Source organism: Pseudomonas sp. Lb2C2 (assembly GCF_052112205.1).
Taxonomy (GTDB): domain Bacteria; phylum Pseudomonadota; class Gammaproteobacteria; order Pseudomonadales; family Pseudomonadaceae; genus Aquipseudomonas; species Aquipseudomonas kilonensis.
On the sequence record NZ_JAUTYW010000015.1, the window covers coordinates 1 to 15,209 of the forward strand.

Below are 15,209 nucleotides of genomic sequence, written 5' to 3' on the forward strand. Positions count from 1 at the left end.
GAGCCTTGCTAGCGCTTGTAGGGGCCGTTTGGAGCCACAAGAGCGCTTCAGGTTTTAATCAGTTGGCTAACACCTGTCGGCACTACGTGCCGACGATGTTTTTATCGGTTTTTACACACTCTGGGCCATGGATGGCCCTTCGCGGCGGGCCCACGGAGCAATGCCGGAGTGAGGGCACACCGAGCCTAGGCGAGGTGCCGAGTGGTGGGGCAGAAGCGTTTTGGTTACTTTTGCGCTTCTCAAAAGTGACCCGCCGTAAGGGCGGAACCCTAAGCCGCCGTTACCGCAGAAATGGATATACACACCAACCCAAAATCCCGCTCGTAAAAAACTACGCCTCGAAACGGAACATCAAATCTCCGCTAACGGCTTAAGTGAACAGCATTAGCCCAATGGCCGTGCTTTTTGTAGCCGCAAAAAAATCAGCCTCACCGCCAATCCCCTGCTCGCGAAAGTGGTGGGTCAGCTTGCATGGATGTTGAATGTGCCACCGTCATCGCGAGCAGGCTCGCTCCCACAGGGGGACGGTGGTTGGCATCAGCTCTTGCAACACCCCGACGCCAGTTCCTTGAGGATCGGGCAATCCGGGCGGTGGTCGCCATGGCAGTGCTCTACCAGGTCTTGCAGGGTATCGCGCAGTTCGGCCAGTTCGCGGATTTTCTGGTTCAGTTCCTCGATGTGCTGCCGGGCCAGGGCCTTGACGTCGGCGCTGGCGCGTTGGCGGTCTTGCCAGAGGGTCAGCAGTTTGCCGACCTCTTCCAGGGAAAAACCCAAGTCGCGGGAGCGCTTGATAAAGGCCAGGGTGTGCAGGTCATCGGCGCCATAGATCCGGTAGCCGCTGTCGGTACGATGGGCGGCCTTGAGCAGGCCGATGGATTCGTAATAGCGGATCATCTTCGCGCTCAGACCACTCTGGCGGGCCGCTTGGCCGATGTTCATCGCTTGTCCTCCAACTGCTTGGGTGTCCAGAATTTCAACAGTAACGCATTGCTCACCACGCTGACGCTCGACAGCGCCATGGCCGCGCCGGCCAGCACCGGGTTGAGAAAACCGAACGCCGCCAGGGGGATGCCGATCAAGTTATAGACGAACGCCCAGAACAGGTTCTGGCGGATCTTGGCGTAGGTCTTGCGGCTGATGTCCAGCGCCGCCGGCACCAGTCGTGGATCGCCGCGCATGAGGGTGATGCCCGCGGCATGCATCGCCACGTCGGTGCCTCCGCCCATGGCAATGCCGATGTCGGCGGCGGCCAGGGCTGGGGCGTCGTTGATGCCGTCGCCCACCATCGCCACCACTGAATGGCGCTTCAACTGTTGGACGATGGCGGATTTATCCGCTGGCAATACCTCGGCATGGACATTGGAGATCCCCAGCGCCTGGGCCACCACCCGGGCGCTGCCTTGGTTGTCGCCGGTGAGCAAGTGGCTGGCGATGTGCTGTTCATTCAAGGCCTGTACCGCGGCGAGGGCGCCGGGCTTGAGGGTGTCACCGAAGGCGAACAGGCCGAGCACCCGAGGCGTCGCGCCTTGTTCGATCAGCCAGGACAGCGTGCGGCCTTCGGTCTCCCAGGCCTGTGCCGACTCGGCCAGCGAGCCGGGCTCCAGGCCCAGTTCGTCCAGCAGGCGTCGATTGCCCAGGGCCAGGCGGCGCCCGTCAAGGCTGCCGGCGATACCGCGTCCAGCCAGGGACTGACTGTCGCTGACATCCGCCACGTCCAGGCCGCGCTCGACGCAGGTGTCCAACACGGCTTTGGCGAGAGGGTGCTCACTGCCGCGTTGCAGGGCGCCGGCCATTTTCAGCAGCGCGTTTTCATCTCCCTCCAGAGCCGTCAAGTGGGCGATGCGCGGCGTGCCGGAGGTCAGGGTGCCAGTCTTGTCGAACACCACGGTGTCGACTTCATGGGCGCGCTCCAGGGCCTCGGCGTCCTTGATCAGAATCCCGTGGCGCGCGGCCACGCCGGTGCCAGCCATGATCGCCGTGGGCGTCGCCAGGCCCAGGGCGCAGGGGCAGGCAATCACCAGCACGGCGACGGCGTTGATCAGCGCGGTTTCCAGCGGCGCACCGTACAGCCACCAACCAATCAGCGTCGCCAGGGCCAGCACCAGCACCACCGGTACGAAGACCTGGCTGACTTTATCCACCAGTTTCTGAATCGGGGCCTTGGCCGCCTGGGCATCTTCTACCAGGCGGATGATGCGCGCCAGGACGGTTTCGGTACCCAGGGCCAGCGTGCGTACCAGCAGCCGGCCTTCGCCGTTGATGGCACCGCCAGTGACTTTGTCGCCGGGCTGTTTGGGCACCGGCAGGCTTTCGCCGCTGATCAGCGCTTCGTCGGCGTGGCTCTGACCTTCCAGCACTTCGCCGTCCACCGGGAAGCGTTCGCCGGGCTTGACCAGGACCAGGTCATTCAAGCGCAGGGCGCTGATGGCAACGTCCCGCTCCTGACCATCGACCACCTGGATCGCCCGCTCCGGGCGCAAGGCTTCGAGGGCGCGGATGGCGCTGGCGGTTTGCCGCTTGGCGCGACTTTCCAGGTATTTGCCGAGCAGTACCAGGGCGATCACCACGGCCGAGGCTTCGAAATACAGGTGCGGCATGCCACCAGGGCGGGCGATCACCCATTCATAAAGGCTCAGGCCGTAGCCGGCGCTGGTGCCCAGGGCCACCAGCAAGTCCATGTTCCCGGCACCGGCACGCACGGCCTTGAAGGCGGCGACGTAGAAACGTGCACCGAAGATGAATTGCACCGGCGTGGCCAGGGCGAACTGCACCCAGGCCGGGAGCATCCAATGCACGCCGAACGGCTGCAGCAGCATGGGTAACACCAGCGGTATGGACAGTAGAATCGCCAGCACCAATACCAGGCGTTCACGGTTCAGGCGATTGGCCTGCGTGTCAGCGGGCTGTTCGGCCTGCCAGACAGTGGCGTCATAGCCGGCGCGCTTGACCGCATCGATCAGGGTTTGCGGCTCCACCTGGCCGAGCAGTTCGAGGTGGGCCCGCTCATTGGCAAGGTTGACGCTGACCCTGTTCACGCCATCGACCTTGCCCAGGGCGCGTTCGACCCGGCCGACACAGGAGGCACAGGTCATCCCGTCGATGTTCAGCTCCAGGGTTTGCACGGGAACGCTATAGCCGGCCTGTTCGACGGCCTGCATCAAGGCCGGCAGGCTGCCTTCGGGGGCCTGCACACGCGCCAGTTCAGTCGCCAGGTTCACGCTGACGGCGCTGGCCCCGGTGACTTTGCTCAAGGCCCGCTCGACCCGCCCGGCGCAGCTGGCGCAGGTCATGCCGGCAATCGGTAGATCGAACGTGGTGGATTCGGACATCGGTCAGGCTCCCTGTAGTGAATGACTACAGGATCAACCTTGCCATGCGGGCAAGGTCAAGCGCCAATCCCAATTTGTGGGAGCAAGGCTTGCCCGCGATAAAAGCACCGCAGCTTTCTGAATGACTGCGGCGCCTGGATCGCGAGCAAGCTTTGCTCCCACAAAGCTTGCCCACCGGGGCAAGTGGTGTATCAGTAACCGAGCCCAGCCTGCTTGAGGTACATGCCTTGTTCATTCATGGCGATGCGGAACTTCAAGATGTCTCCGGCCCTGAGGGTGATGTTCTGCGACCCAGGCGCGAGCATGCCCGGGTTGCACCCCGGCGCCTGTCCCGGGAGCAATTTCAGGCGCAAGGAAAACTGGCCCGGTGGCAGGTTGAACGAGGTGCTTTGCTCCTGGAACAGCCTGGCCGAGAGCTGATCCTGGATGTAGATGCCGATTTCGCAATTGGTCGACACTTCCAGGCGCTCGCGGGAAATGATCACCACGCCATAGTCTTCGCCAGCGGCCGAGGCCTGGGGCGCCACCGCTGAAAAACCGAGCATGCAAAACAGGCTGAACGCTGACCAGCGCATGGCTGAACCTCCGGTGTTAAATCCTTGATGCGTGCAGCTTGGCTGAGCGCGATGCCGATTGCCAGCCCGGCAGTTTTTGTCAGAACTTGACCTTGCCATGATGGCAAGCTTGAGACTGCTGGCAACCTCAATCCCAAGGAGTCATCTCATGCACACTTTCATTGTCCAAGGCATGTCCTGCGGTCACTGCGTCAAGGCCATCACCCAGGCTGTCCAGGCCAAGGACCCGGCGGCCGACGTGCAAATCGACCTGGGTGCCAAGACTGTCCAGGTCCAGAGTTCGTTGCCGGCCGATGCCGTGCTCGCGGCCATCAAGGAGGAGGGCTATGAGGCCAGTGTCGCCTGAAATTTTTTAATCGTTAGCGACCTATCGGAATGTTCAAGCGCGCCCGGCACGGCTAGACTGTCGGGCTGTCGAACGACGCCTGAGCTGGACGCCCGATGAACCTCCGTACCATTCTGATTCTTGGCGCCTTGAGCGCTTTCGGTCCCTTGGCGATCGACTTCTACCTGCCCGCCTTCCCTGCGATGGCCACGGCCTTCGGTACCGATGAAAAACACATCCAGTTGACCCTGGCGGCTTATTTCCTCGGCTTGTCCATCGGGCAACTGGCTTATGGGCCGGTGGCGGATCGCTTCGGACGGCGCATTCCATTGCTGACCGGGGTCGGTTTGTTCACGTTGGCGTCCCTGGCCTGCGCCTACGCGCCGAACCTCGAATGGCTGATCGGCGCCCGCTTCGTCCAGGCCCTGGGTGGATGCGCCGGGATGGTGATCTCGCGGGCGGTGGTCAGCGACAAATGCGACGCGGTGGGGTCGGCCAAGGTATTTTCGCAGTTGATGCTGGTGATGGGCCTGGCGCCGATTCTCGCGCCGATGCTGGGTGGGCTGCTGGTGAACCTGCATGGCTGGCAATCGATCTTCATTGCCCTGACCGTGTTCAGCGCATTGGCGTCGACGGCGGTGGCCTTGTGGCTGCCGGAAAGCTTGCCGGACCATGTGCCTCGGCAACCGTTGTCGGGGGCGTTGCGCCAATATGGCCGGTTATTGACCGACGCCGTCTACCTCGGCCATGCGCTGACGGGGGGCATCGCTATCGCTGGGATGTTTGCCTACATCGCCGGCTCGCCTTTCGTCTTCATCAAGCTTTACGGGGTACCGGCCGAACACTTCGGATGGCTGTTCGGCACCAACGCGGCGGGCTTCATCCTGGTTGCCCAGGTCAACGCCCGGCTGCTGTCCAAGCGCGGCCCGGCGTTCCTGCTGACCCGCGCGGTATGGGTCTACCTGGGCGCAGGGCTGAGCCTGCTGGCCGTCAGTTCATTGCAACCTGCGCAGTTGTGGCCGCTGCTGGTTCCGCTGTTTATCTGCATCGCCAGCCTGGGGTGCATCCTTCCCAACGCCTCGGCATGCGCCATGAATGGGCAGGGCGCCCGAGCCGGCAGTGCTTCGGCGATGCTGGGATGCCTGCAATTTTCCGTGGCCGCCGGGGCCGCTGCGTTGGTGGCGGCGCTGCATGACGGCACCGCCGTGCCAATGGCGCTGGTCATCAGCCTTTGCGGGCTGTTGGTGGTGGGCGCAGCGATGCTGACCCGTCGCCTGCAAAATGCCCGGGCGCTGGCCCAGGCCAGTCGCGAAGGCTGACTCAGCCGGCCGCGCGCTGCTGTTGTTCGGGGAAATGATGGGGCGCGAGGATCCGCGCTTGCAGAGTGTTGGCGAAGGCCTGGGCTTCGGCCTCGGTACGGAAGGTGACGACGTGCTGGTCAAGGCGCACTTGCCATTGGGATTTTGCCACTTCTTTTATCAGGATCTTCATTGCTGACCTCCTCACGAAAAGATTGCGTTGCAAAGGCCTCGAGTGTAGACCCGAATGCGATCGCAATTGTGACAAGGATCAATTCTCGGACTGACGGCATGGTTTTTTGTGGGAGCAAAGCTTGCTCGCGATGGAGGCGACGCGGTTTCATAGAGAACCGCGGTGCCTCCATCGCGAGCAAGCTTTGCTCCCACAAGCGCCAGGCCCTCATCGCGGGTCAGAAGCCCTCGAGCACAATCTTGCCCTTGGACTTGCCGCTTTCCAGCAAGGCATGCGCCCGGCGCAGGTTCTCGGCGTTGATGGTGCCGAAATGCTCGCCAACCGTGGTCTTTAGCGTGCCGGCGTCGATCAGGGCGGCCACGCGGTTGAGCAGTTTGTGTTGTTCAAGCATGTCGGCCGTCTCGAACAGGGAGCGGGTGTACATGAATTCCCAATGCAACGACAGGCTCTTGCGCTTGAGCTTGGTCACGTCCAGCGCCTTGGGATCGTCGATCAGCGCCAGTTTGCCCTGGGGCGCGAGGGCTTCGACCAACTGGTCCAGATGCTGGTCGGTCTGGGTCAGGCTGGCGACGTGAGTCACCTGGGGCTGGCCCGCTTCTTTCAACACCTCGCTCAATGGCTGGCTGTGGTCGATCACCAGGTCGGCCCCCAGGTTGCGTACCCAATCCTGGGTCTGCACACGGGACGCGGTGCCAATCACCTGCAGCCCGGTGAGTTGGCTGGCCAGTTGCGTCAGGATCGAACCCACGCCGCCCGCAGCGCCGACGATCAACAGGCTCTGGCCCAGGTCGCTTTGGCCTTCCTGGATTTGCAGGCGCTCGAACAACAACTCCCAGGCGGTAATGGCCGTCAGCGGCAGCGCCGCCGCTTCGGCGAAACCAAGGGTTTTGGGCATGTGGCCGACGATGCGCTCATCCACTACGTGCAACTCGCTGTTGCCGCCGGCCCGGGCGATGGAACCGGCGTAGAACACCTGGTCCCCGGCCTTGAACAGCGTGACCTCGCTGCCCACTGCCTTGACCACGCCGGCCACGTCCCAGCCCAGCACCTTGGCTGCGCCGTCTTCGGGCTGGACGTTCTGGCGGACCTTGGTGTCTACCGGGTTGACCGAAATAGCCTTGACCTCTACCAGCAGGTCCCTGGGACCGGCGACCGGTTCCGGCAGCTCTATGTCCTGGAGCGATTGCGGGTCGGTGATGGGCAATGAGTGGTAGTAGGCGATGGCTTTCATGAAGCGGCTCCGTGAGATGAGTTCGATGAAGGCCATGTTTAGCTATTTATCGTCGAGATAAAACCGGCTAAAAGAACAGGCTCTTTCAATAATTTTTTGATAATGGAGTCGTCATGCTTCGCTTCGATGACTTGCAGTTGTTTGTCCGGGCGGCGGACCTGGGCAGTCTTTCGGCTGCGGCCAGGGTCATGGACCTGTCGGCGGCGGTGGCCAGTGCCGCGTTGAAACGGATCGAGCAGCACCTCGGCGCGCGGCTGTTGGCCCGTTCCACCCGTAGCCTGCGCCTGACGGCCGAAGGTGAGGGTTTTCTCGAATATGCCCGGGCTGCATTGAGCAGCCTTGACGAAGGCCGGCGGTTGTTGACCAGCGGCCAGGATCAGGTCAGTGGGGTGTTGCAGTTGTCCGCACCGTCGGACCTGGGACGCAACCTGCTGCTGCCCTGGCTGGACGCGTTCCAGCGCGAGCACCCCGGGCTGACGGTGCGGCTGTTGCTGGGCGATCGCATGGCCGATCTGTTCAAGCAGCCGGTGGACATCGCCTTGCGTTATGGCGAGCCGGAAGATTCAAGCCTGGTCGCCTTGCCCATTGCCGCGGATAACCGCCGGGTGTTATGCGCGTCGCCGGACTATCTGGCTCGCCAGGGTGAACCCCATCAGCTGGAACAATTGGCCCAGCACAACTGCCTGTTGTACATGCTTGGCAGTCGGGTCCATGACCGATGGGGTTTTCATGACGGCAAACGGGAAGTGAGCCTCACCGTCAGTGGCGACCGTTTCAGTGACGACGCCGATGTGGTGCGGCGCTGGGCGGTGGCGGGTGCCGGGATTGCCTATAAATCGTGGCTGGATGTGTCCACCGACGTGCTGGCCGGACGCTTGAAAATCCTCTTGCCGCACCTGCAATGCGAACGCGCGCCCCTCAATCTGCTGTGTGCCCACCGGGCGCAATTGAGCAAGCCCATCAACCTTTTGCGGGACATGCTCAAGGCCCGCTGCGGTGAGTTGACGGCTCGTTTTCCACTCTCGACGGGGGCCGGCCATTAGTCGCGGGCAAATAGAGAATTTTCCCTCAGGAACAATCGCCTCCAAAGGTTTCCGGAGGACAGGAAAGCTCGACCGCCCCGCTTATACTAGCGACCGCCTGCGCCAGAGCAGTAGACGAATGATTCAACAGGGAGTGAATACATGGAACATGCACCTTGCATCAGCCAGATCGCCACGCTGCTGGCTGACCCCAAGCGCAGCGCAATGATGTGGGCCTTGATGGACGGTACGGCCCGCCAGGCCGAGGAGTTGGCGTTGCTCGCCGGGTTGTCGCCGTCCTCGGCCAACGCGCATCTGGGACGCCTGTCCGCCGGAGGCCTGTTGAAAGTCGAAGCCCGGGGCCGCAAGCGGTTTTTCCGCCTGGCAGCGCCTGAAATCGGTGCTGCCGTCGAAGCGCTGGCCAGCGCGACGCTGGTCAGTACGCCGCGGCAGATTCCAGACGTCTTCAAGCGCCGGGTCATGCCGACCAGAGCGCCGTCGGCTCCCGCGTCGTTGATGCGGGCCAGGCTTTGCGACGATCACCTGGGGGGCACCCTGGCGGCGGACCTGTACCAGCGCCTGCTGGATGCCGGGTGGATCGAGCAGTTCGAGCAGCGGGTGATCGTCACCCACAAAGGCGCCAATCAGTTGGCCGAACGTGGTCTGTTCATCCAGGCCCTGGCCCATCGCAACGCCCGCATTGCCTGTGCCTGCCCGGACTGGAGCGAGCGGCGTCCACACCTGGGGGGCGCGCTGGGGGCGGCCTTGCTGCAACTGTTCATGCAGTCGGGTTGGCTGAGCTTGCCCAACGATTCGCGAGCCCTGCAGGTGACGACGCTCGGCCAGCAGGAAATCCACCGGTTCGCCCGGCAGGACACGGTGGAGATGGCAATCTAGGGAACGCTCCCGATGCGTCGCTCAGGGCTGTCGGCAGGTCGTATTCAGCAATAGCCACCTGCGAGGTTCGCGCACACTCGGTCCGGGGAATTATCGGATTGGGGGAGGCAGCATGGACACTCACGGCTACAGCGCGGCGGAACGCCTGGAACGGTTACCCATCAGCGGTTACCACCGGGTCATCTTCATCATCATCGCCCTGGCGTTTTTCTTCGACTCCATGGACCTGGCGATGATGACGTTCCTGTTGGGATCGATCAAAGCCGAGTTCGGCCTGAGCACGGCCCAGGCCGGTTTGCTCGCCAGCTCCAGCTTCTTCGGCATGGTGGTAGGGGCGTCGCTGTCGGGCATGCTGGCCGATCGTTTCGGGCGCAAACCGGTGTTCCAGTGGAGCATCGTGCTGTGGGGCATTGCCAGTTACTTGTGCTCCACGGCCCAGGACATCGAGACCTTGACGCTGTTTCGCATCCTGCTTGGCATCGGTATGGGCATGGAATTTCCGATTGCCCAGTCGATGCTTTCGGAGCTGATCCCGGCCAAGCGTCGGGGCCGCTACATCGCCTTGATGGATGGCTTCTGGCCGCTGGGTTTCGTGGCGGCGGGGGTGCTGTCGTATTTTCTGCTGCCGGTGATCGGCTGGCGCGACATCTTTTTGGTGCTGGCGGTGCCGGCGGTGTTTGTCCTGGCGATTCGTTTCTTCATTCCCGAGTCGCCGCGCTGGCTGGAACAGGCCGGCCGGGGTGATGAAGCGGACGCGGTGCTCAAGCGAATCGAAGACAAGGTCCGGGCCTCGCTGGGGCATCAGAGCCTGCCGGAGCCGATCCGTTTGCCAAGGGTTGAGAGTACGCCGGGTAATTTCTTTTCGGCCCTGGCGCAGATCTGGTCACCGCTGTACCGCCAGCGCACGATGATGATCTGGAGCGTCTGGTTCTTTGCCTTGCTCGGTTTCTACGGCCTGACGTCCTGGCTCAGTGCGTTGTTGCAGCAGTCGGGGTTCGCGGTGACCCAGTCGGTGTATTACACCGTGCTGATTTCCCTGGGCGGGATTCCCGGCTTCTTGATGGCGGCCTGGCTGGTGGAGCGCTGGGGGCGCAAACCGGTGTGCGTCATCACGTTGCTGGGCGGTGGGGCGATGGCGTTTCTGTATGGGCAGAGCGCGGTGTTTGGCGGCAACGTCGGCCTGCTGATCGGTACCGGCTTGCTGATGCAGTTTTTCCTGTTCGGCATGTGGGCGGTGCTCTACACCTACACGCCGGAGCTGTACCCCACCTCGGCCCGGGCCACCGGCTCGGGGTTTGCTTCGGCGGTGGGACGCGTCGGTTCGCTGCTCGGCCCGCTGGTGACCGGGCTGGTCTTTCCCATCACTGGCCAGGGTGGCGTGTTCGCCTTGGGTGCGCTGTGCTTCGCCGTGGCGGCAGGGGTGGTCTGGTTGTTCGGGATGGAGACGCGGGGCAAGACGTTGGAGGAGTTGAGCGAGGCGATAGTCGCCGACTAAATACTATCTCCTGTGGGAGCGAGCTTGCTCGCGATAGCGGTCTGGCATTCGGCATCAATGTCGCCTGATACACCACGATCGCGAGCAAGCTCGCTCCCACAGGGTTGATTGTCGGGCCTAAGGTTTTACCAGGCGCGCATCCAGGCTGTTCTGGGCCAGGCGCTTGGCCTGGTCCTGGGTCATGCCCAGGTGGGTATACAGCGCGTGGAAGTTCTCGGTGACGTAGCCGCCGAAGTACGCCGGGTCATCGGAGTTCACCGTCACTTTCACGCCGCGCTCGAGCATGTCGAGGATGTTGTGCTGCGACATGTCGTCGAATACGCACAGCTTGGTGTTGGACAGCGGACACACGGTCAATGGAATCTGCTCGTCGATGATCCGCTGCATCAGCCGCTCGTCTTCGATGGCTCGCACGCCATGGTCGATGCGTTGGATCTTCAGCAGGTCCAGGGCTTCCCAGATGTACTCGGGCGGGCCTTCTTCGCCGGCGTGGGCGACGGTCAGGAAGCCTTCGTTGCGCGCGCGGTCGAATACCCGTTGGAACTTGCTCGGTGGATGGCCCATTTCCGAACTGTCCAGGCCCACGGCCACGAAGGCCTCGCGGAATGGCAGCGCCTGGTCGAGGGTCTTCTCGGCTCGTTCTTCGCTCAGGTGGCGCAGGAAACTCAGGATCAGGCCGCTGGTGATGCCCAGTTGCTGCTCACCGTCCTTGAGGGCGGCGGCGATGCCGTTGAGCACCACTTCGAACGGGATACCACGGTCGGTGTGGGTCTGCGGGTCGAAGAACGGTTCGGTGTGGATCACGTTCTGCGCCTTGCAACGCAACAGGTAGGCCCAGGTCAGGTCGTAGAAATCCTGGGAGGTGCGCAGCACATCGGCGCCCTGGTAATACAGGTCGAGGAATTCCTGCAGGTTGTTGAAGGCATAGGCCTTGCGCAGGGTATCGACGTCGCTCCACGGCAGGGCGATCTTGTTGCGTTCGGCCAGGGCGAACAGCAACTCGGGCTCCAGCGAGCCTTCCAGGTGCAGGTGCAGTTCAGCCTTGGGCAGGGCGTTCAGCCAGTCGTACATGGTCTTTTCTCATCAGCGAATCGATGGCGGGCATTCTACAGGCGCTGGCCGCCCTGTCGGGTAAAACCTGACCGGCTGATCCACTACACGGCGAGCGGCTCTCGCCGGTAAGCATAGGTGTCGGCGAAGCGCGACAACAGGAATTCGGCGCAGGTAGTCGTTGGGTACTTTGGCGGGTGGGCGTCATCCTGGCAACCGGGCAGGCATTGGATCAGCGTGTCGGGGTGCGGCTCGGCAAAGAACGGCATCGAGTACCGGTCCACCCCCAGTGGGCTGATCACCCGATGCGGCGTGGACAGGTAACGGTCGTTGCTCCAGCGCGCCATCATGTCGCCGAGATTGACCACGAAGGTGCCGTCGAGGGGCGGCGCGTCGATCCACTGGCCGTCGACGTTGCGCACTTGCAGGCCGCCGGCGGCGTCCTGGTAGAGCAGGGTGATGCAACCATAATCGGTATGGGCGCCGGCACCTTGCTGCTCGGCGCTGCTGGCGGTGTCGCGGGGCGGGTAGTGGATCAGGCGCAGCACGCTGACCGGTTCGTTGAAGCGCGTGTCGAAAAAGTCCCGCTCGATACCCAGGGCCAGGGTCATGGCTCGCAGCAGGGTTTGCGCAAGCGCCTGCATGTCGCGGTAATGCTGCTCCATCAAGGCTTCCCAGCCAATCAGGTCGGGGTGGCGGTTCGGGCCACGCAGGGGTTTTTCCGCCAGCACTTCCGGGTGATCGGCCGGCAGGTGCAGGCCCATGTCGAAGGTTTCCTTCAGGTCGCTGGGCTTGGTCGGGTCCAGTTGTTCGGTGGCGACGGCGCCATAGCCACGGTGGTGGCGGGTCTGGGTGATGTCGATCTTGAGTTTTTCTTCGACGGGCAGGCCAAAGAAGCGTTGGGCACTGCCCAGTACCTCGGCGATGCGCGCCGGAGTGATGGGATGGCCCTTGATGTAGAAAAAGCCCCATTGGCGGCAGGCGCGGTCGATCTGTTCGGCGACGGTTTGCCAGGCGCCGGCTTCATCGCCGTAGAGCGGGCTGATGTCGATGATGGGAAGGCTGTTCATACTGCTTTCCTGACTTTAAATAGGCACCCCATGTGGGAGCGAGCTTGCTCGCGATGACGGTGTATATGCCGGACCGCTATCGCGAGCAAGCTCGCTCCCACAATGGGTTTTGGGTTGGTTTTTGGGCTGAGGGCTATTTCGGAATCTCAGCCTTCATGCCTTCCACGTAATAATTCATCGACGCCAGTTCCGCGTTGGTGGCGCTCACGCCCGCGGGGATTTTCTCGACGCCGGCCTGGTCCTTGATCGGGCCGGTGAACGGATGGAAGGCGCCGCTCTCGATGTCGGCGATGATCTGCTCGGCTTCGCCCTTGACCGCTGCCGGCACCAGGTCGCTGATCGGCAGTTTCACCGTGCCTTCCTTCAGGCCACCCCAGTAGTCCTGGGATTTCCAGCTATGGTCGAGCACGCTCTGGGTCGCCTGGATGTAATGCGGGCCCCAGTCATTGACGATGGACGTCAGCACCGCCTTGGGCCCGAAGTGAGCCATGTCCGAAGCGTAGCCCACCGCATAGACGCCGCGTCGCTCGGCAGCCTGGATTGGCGCCGGGCTGTCGGTGTGCTGGAACACCACGTCCACGCCCTGGTCGATCAGCGCGTTGGCGGCGTCGGCTTCCTTGCCCGGGTCGAACCAGGAGTTGACCCACACCACTTTGATTTCGGTACCGGGGTTGTACTTGTTCAGGGCCAGTTGGATGGCGTTGATGTCGCGGATGACTTCCGGGATCGGGAAGGAGGCAACGTAGCCGATCTTCTTGGTCTTGGTCATCTTGGCCGCGAGGAAGCCGCCGACGTAGCGACCCTCGTAAGTGCGAGCCAGGTACGTGCCCAGGTTCTTGTCCTGCTTGTAGCCGGTGGCGTGTTCGAAGATCACCTTGGGAAATTGCTTGGCGACCTTGAGCGTCGGGTTCATGTAGCCGAAGGAGGTGGTGAAGATCAGGTCGTATTTGTCCTTGGCCATGTTGCGGATCACCCGCTCGGCGTCGGCACCCTCCGGCACGTTTTCCACGTAGTTGGTGGTGATCTGCTCGCCGAATTTCGCCGCCAGCTCCTTGCGCCCTTGTTCATGCTGATAGGTCCAGCCGTGGTCGCCGATCGGGCCGATGTAGACGAAGCCGACCTTCAGCGGGTCGGCGGCACTGGCATTCAGGCCGGCGCCCAGGCCGACGGCGGCGACGACGGCGCAAAGCAACTTCTTCAAGGGGCGTTTGTGCATGAACTCGAACTCCATTTTGTTGTGAGGTTGGCTGTGCTGCATCAATGCAAAATGCTGACCAACAAGACAACAAATAGTTAACACCTTGATGCAGCCATCGCGGGCAAGCCTTGCTCCCACAAGTGCAAGGCCAAACCATGTGAAATCCGGCCTGCCCCGACAGATGGGCAGCCCAACCTCATGGGAAGGCAAGCTTGCTTCACAAGTGCGACGCAATACCTGTGGGAGCAAGGCTTGCCCGCGATGAGGCCCTTGAGAACAATAAAGGTGCACCCTGCCTGCAAGCGCCACCCCCTGGTGCATCACCCCGAACGAAACGTTCACCGCCCCCTATAGTCAGTAACTCATGACCCCGCCCACGGTGACAGGCCCGCGATGCTCACTTTGCTCAAGCAAGAAAAACTGCTGTTGCTGGCGCTGATCGCCGCGTGTATTGCCTATCCGCTGGAGCACTGGCTGCTGGGCAGCGGGCAGGTGGTGGCGTTGACCGGCGGCCTGGTCCTGATCGGTTTCATCGTCGCGGCGTCCATGCGCGTGGCCCATCACGCCGAACTGCTGGCGGAAAAGGTCGGTGATCCCTACGGCACCATGATCCTGACGCTGTCGGCGGTACTGGTGGAGGTGGTGATCCTGGCGATCATGATGAGCAACGAGGCTTCGTCGACGTTGGTGCGGGACACGATCTACTCGGCGGTGATGCTCGACATCAACGGCATCCTCGGGCTCGCGGCGCTGATGGGCGGGATCAAGCATGGCGAGCAGGCTTACAACGACGATTCGGCGCGCACTTACAGCGTGATGATTCTCACCGCCATGGGGGTATCGATGGTGGTGCCGGAGTTCATTCCCCGCGAGAGCTGGAAAATCTATTCGGCCTTTACCATCGGCGCGATGATCGTGCTGTACACCTTGTTCCTGCGCATGCAGGTCGGGCCCCACAGTTACTTCTTCAGCTACAGCTACCCGGAAAAACGCCGCAATAAAGAGCCGGTGGAAAACGAACCGCAACCCATCAGCCTGATGCTTTCCATCGGCGCGCTGGTGTTTGGCGTGGTGGTGATCGGCGCCCTGGCCGAAGTCATGTCCAAGACCCTCGACCTGGGGCTGGAAGGTTCGGGGGCACCGCCGGTGGTCACGGCGATCCTGGTGGCCGCCATCTCCGCCGCACCGGAAATCCTCACCGCCCTGCGCGCCGCCCTCGCCAATCGCATGCAGTCGGTGGTGAATATCGCACTGGGGGCTTCGCTGTCCACCGTGATCCTCACTGTGCCCATTATGGAAGCCATGGCCCTCTACACCGGCCAGCCGTTCCAGATGGCAATGACCCCGGTGCAGACGGTGATGATCTTCATCACCCTGATCGTCAGCGCGATCAACCTCAACGACGGCGAAACCAATGCCATCGAAGGCATGACCCATTTTGTGTTGTTTGCGACATTCATCATGTTGTCCCTGCTGGGTCTCTAGAAGAGCATCGCGGGCAAGCCTTGCTCCCACAGATCACTGCA

14 protein-coding genes are annotated in these 15,209 nt (G+C 62.5%); 6 read left to right on the plus strand and 8 right to left on the minus strand.

Annotation, left to right across the window (positions count from 1 at the left end):
* Positions 1–537: 537 nt before the first annotated feature.
* From cueR to Q7F16_RS29925, 3 genes are all read right to left on the minus strand, one after another.
* Positions 538–939 carry a Cu(I)-responsive transcriptional regulator gene (gene cueR, locus Q7F16_RS29915; RefSeq protein ID WP_014336407.1) on the minus strand — a complete coding sequence of 134 codons (402 nt, stop codon included), beginning with the start codon at positions 937–939 and terminating at the stop codon, positions 538–540.
* Positions 936–3,329, minus strand: a complete 2,394-nt coding sequence (locus Q7F16_RS29920) for a heavy metal translocating P-type ATPase (RefSeq protein ID WP_409557387.1) — start codon at positions 3,327–3,329, stop codon at positions 936–938. The genes cueR and Q7F16_RS29920 overlap by 4 nt, the downstream gene beginning before the upstream one ends.
* Before the next feature lie 191 nt (positions 3,330–3,520).
* Positions 3,521–3,904 carry a hypothetical protein gene (locus Q7F16_RS29925; protein ID WP_018603226.1) on the minus strand — a complete coding sequence of 128 codons (384 nt, stop codon included), beginning with the start codon at positions 3,902–3,904 and terminating at the stop codon, positions 3,521–3,523.
* A gap of 148 nt (positions 3,905–4,052) precedes the next feature.
* Between Q7F16_RS29925 and Q7F16_RS29930 the strand changes: the two genes are divergently transcribed.
* Together Q7F16_RS29930 and Q7F16_RS29935 are read left to right on the plus strand one after the other, a co-directional pair.
* Positions 4,053–4,250, plus strand: a complete 198-nt coding sequence (locus Q7F16_RS29930) for a heavy-metal-associated domain-containing protein (protein ID WP_186652495.1) — start codon at positions 4,053–4,055, stop codon at positions 4,248–4,250.
* A 95-nt stretch (positions 4,251–4,345) separates the two neighbouring features.
* Positions 4,346–5,548, plus strand: a complete 1,203-nt coding sequence (locus Q7F16_RS29935) for a multidrug effflux MFS transporter (RefSeq protein WP_046064414.1) — start codon at positions 4,346–4,348, stop codon at positions 5,546–5,548.
* Position 5,549: 1 nt separating this feature from the next.
* Here Q7F16_RS29935 and Q7F16_RS29940 read toward each other — a convergent pair whose 3' ends face one another.
* Together Q7F16_RS29940 and Q7F16_RS29945 are read right to left on the minus strand one after the other, a co-directional pair.
* Positions 5,550–5,720 carry a hypothetical protein gene (locus Q7F16_RS29940; RefSeq protein WP_014336412.1) on the minus strand — a complete coding sequence of 57 codons (171 nt, stop codon included), beginning with the start codon at positions 5,718–5,720 and terminating at the stop codon, positions 5,550–5,552.
* Positions 5,721–5,937: 217 nt separating this feature from the next.
* Positions 5,938–6,951 carry a zinc-binding alcohol dehydrogenase family protein gene (locus Q7F16_RS29945; protein WP_046064415.1) on the minus strand — a complete coding sequence of 338 codons (1,014 nt, stop codon included), beginning with the start codon at positions 6,949–6,951 and terminating at the stop codon, positions 5,938–5,940.
* Positions 6,952–7,064: 113 nt separating this feature from the next.
* Here Q7F16_RS29945 and Q7F16_RS29950 point away from each other — a divergent pair, with 113 nt between their 5' ends.
* The 3 genes from Q7F16_RS29950 to Q7F16_RS29960 all read left to right on the plus strand — a co-directional run bounded on the left by Q7F16_RS29950 (position 7,065) and on the right by Q7F16_RS29960 (position 10,365).
* Positions 7,065–7,994 (plus strand): LysR family transcriptional regulator, encoded by a 930-nt coding sequence (locus tag Q7F16_RS29950; RefSeq protein WP_186652496.1) that lies wholly within the window; start codon positions 7,065–7,067, stop codon positions 7,992–7,994.
* 141 nt (positions 7,995–8,135) lie between these two features.
* The gene (locus tag Q7F16_RS29955; RefSeq protein WP_409557388.1) at positions 8,136–8,870 is read left to right on the plus strand and encodes an ArsR/SmtB family transcription factor; all 735 of its coding nucleotides are present in this window, start codon (positions 8,136–8,138) and stop codon (positions 8,868–8,870) included.
* Between the two features lie 112 nt (positions 8,871–8,982).
* Positions 8,983–10,365 (plus strand): MFS transporter, encoded by a 1,383-nt coding sequence (locus tag Q7F16_RS29960; RefSeq protein WP_046064418.1) that lies wholly within the window; start codon positions 8,983–8,985, stop codon positions 10,363–10,365.
* A gap of 117 nt (positions 10,366–10,482) precedes the next feature.
* On the opposite strand, the gene Q7F16_RS29965 is transcribed toward Q7F16_RS29960, so the two are convergent.
* The 3 genes from Q7F16_RS29965 to Q7F16_RS29975 form a co-directional block, all read right to left on the minus strand.
* A complete protein-coding gene (locus Q7F16_RS29965; RefSeq protein ID WP_409557389.1) occupies positions 10,483–11,436 on the minus strand; it encodes an adenosine deaminase in 954 nt (317 codons plus the stop codon).
* Positions 11,437–11,519: 83 nt separating this feature from the next.
* Positions 11,520–12,485: a 2-oxoglutarate and iron-dependent oxygenase domain-containing protein gene (locus Q7F16_RS29970; protein ID WP_409557390.1), complete on the minus strand. Its 966-nt coding sequence runs from the start codon at positions 12,483–12,485 to the stop codon at positions 11,520–11,522.
* Between the two features lie 133 nt (positions 12,486–12,618).
* Positions 12,619–13,701 carry a BMP family ABC transporter substrate-binding protein gene (locus Q7F16_RS29975; RefSeq protein WP_046064428.1) on the minus strand — a complete coding sequence of 361 codons (1,083 nt, stop codon included), beginning with the start codon at positions 13,699–13,701 and terminating at the stop codon, positions 12,619–12,621.
* Positions 13,702–14,076: 375 nt separating this feature from the next.
* Here Q7F16_RS29975 and Q7F16_RS29980 point away from each other — a divergent pair, with 375 nt between their 5' ends.
* Positions 14,077–15,168, plus strand: coding sequence for a calcium:proton antiporter (locus Q7F16_RS29980; RefSeq protein WP_409557391.1), 1,092 nt, complete (start codon positions 14,077–14,079; stop codon positions 15,166–15,168).
* The last annotated feature ends 41 nt before the right edge of the window (positions 15,169–15,209 follow it).

Bases quoted from the DNA above. Each gene is read 5' to 3' on its own strand.
- cueR (WP_014336407.1), bottom strand. From the start codon at position 939: ATGAACATCGGCCAAGCGGCCCGCCAGAGTGGTCTGAGCGCGAAGATG.
- Q7F16_RS29920 (WP_409557387.1), bottom strand. From the start codon at position 3,329: ATGTCCGAATCCACCACGTTCGATCTACCGATTGCCGGCATGACCTGC.
- Q7F16_RS29925 (WP_018603226.1), bottom strand. From the start codon at position 3,904: ATGCGCTGGTCAGCGTTCAGCCTGTTTTGCATGCTCGGTTTTTCAGCG.
- Q7F16_RS29930 (WP_186652495.1), top strand. From the start codon at position 4,053: ATGCACACTTTCATTGTCCAAGGCATGTCCTGCGGTCACTGCGTCAAG.
- Q7F16_RS29935 (WP_046064414.1), top strand. From the start codon at position 4,346: ATGAACCTCCGTACCATTCTGATTCTTGGCGCCTTGAGCGCTTTCGGT.
- Q7F16_RS29940 (WP_014336412.1), bottom strand. From the start codon at position 5,720: ATGAAGATCCTGATAAAAGAAGTGGCAAAATCCCAATGGCAAGTGCGC.
- Q7F16_RS29945 (WP_046064415.1), bottom strand. From the start codon at position 6,951: ATGAAAGCCATCGCCTACTACCACTCATTGCCCATCACCGACCCGCAA.
- Q7F16_RS29950 (WP_186652496.1), top strand. From the start codon at position 7,065: ATGCTTCGCTTCGATGACTTGCAGTTGTTTGTCCGGGCGGCGGACCTG.
- Q7F16_RS29955 (WP_409557388.1), top strand. From the start codon at position 8,136: ATGGAACATGCACCTTGCATCAGCCAGATCGCCACGCTGCTGGCTGAC.
- Q7F16_RS29960 (WP_046064418.1), top strand. From the start codon at position 8,983: ATGGACACTCACGGCTACAGCGCGGCGGAACGCCTGGAACGGTTACCC.
- Q7F16_RS29965 (WP_409557389.1), bottom strand. From the start codon at position 11,436: ATGTACGACTGGCTGAACGCCCTGCCCAAGGCTGAACTGCACCTGCAC.
- Q7F16_RS29970 (WP_409557390.1), bottom strand. From the start codon at position 12,485: ATGAACAGCCTTCCCATCATCGACATCAGCCCGCTCTACGGCGATGAA.
- Q7F16_RS29975 (WP_046064428.1), bottom strand. From the start codon at position 13,701: ATGCACAAACGCCCCTTGAAGAAGTTGCTTTGCGCCGTCGTCGCCGCC.
- Q7F16_RS29980 (WP_409557391.1), top strand. From the start codon at position 14,077: ATGCTCACTTTGCTCAAGCAAGAAAAACTGCTGTTGCTGGCGCTGATC.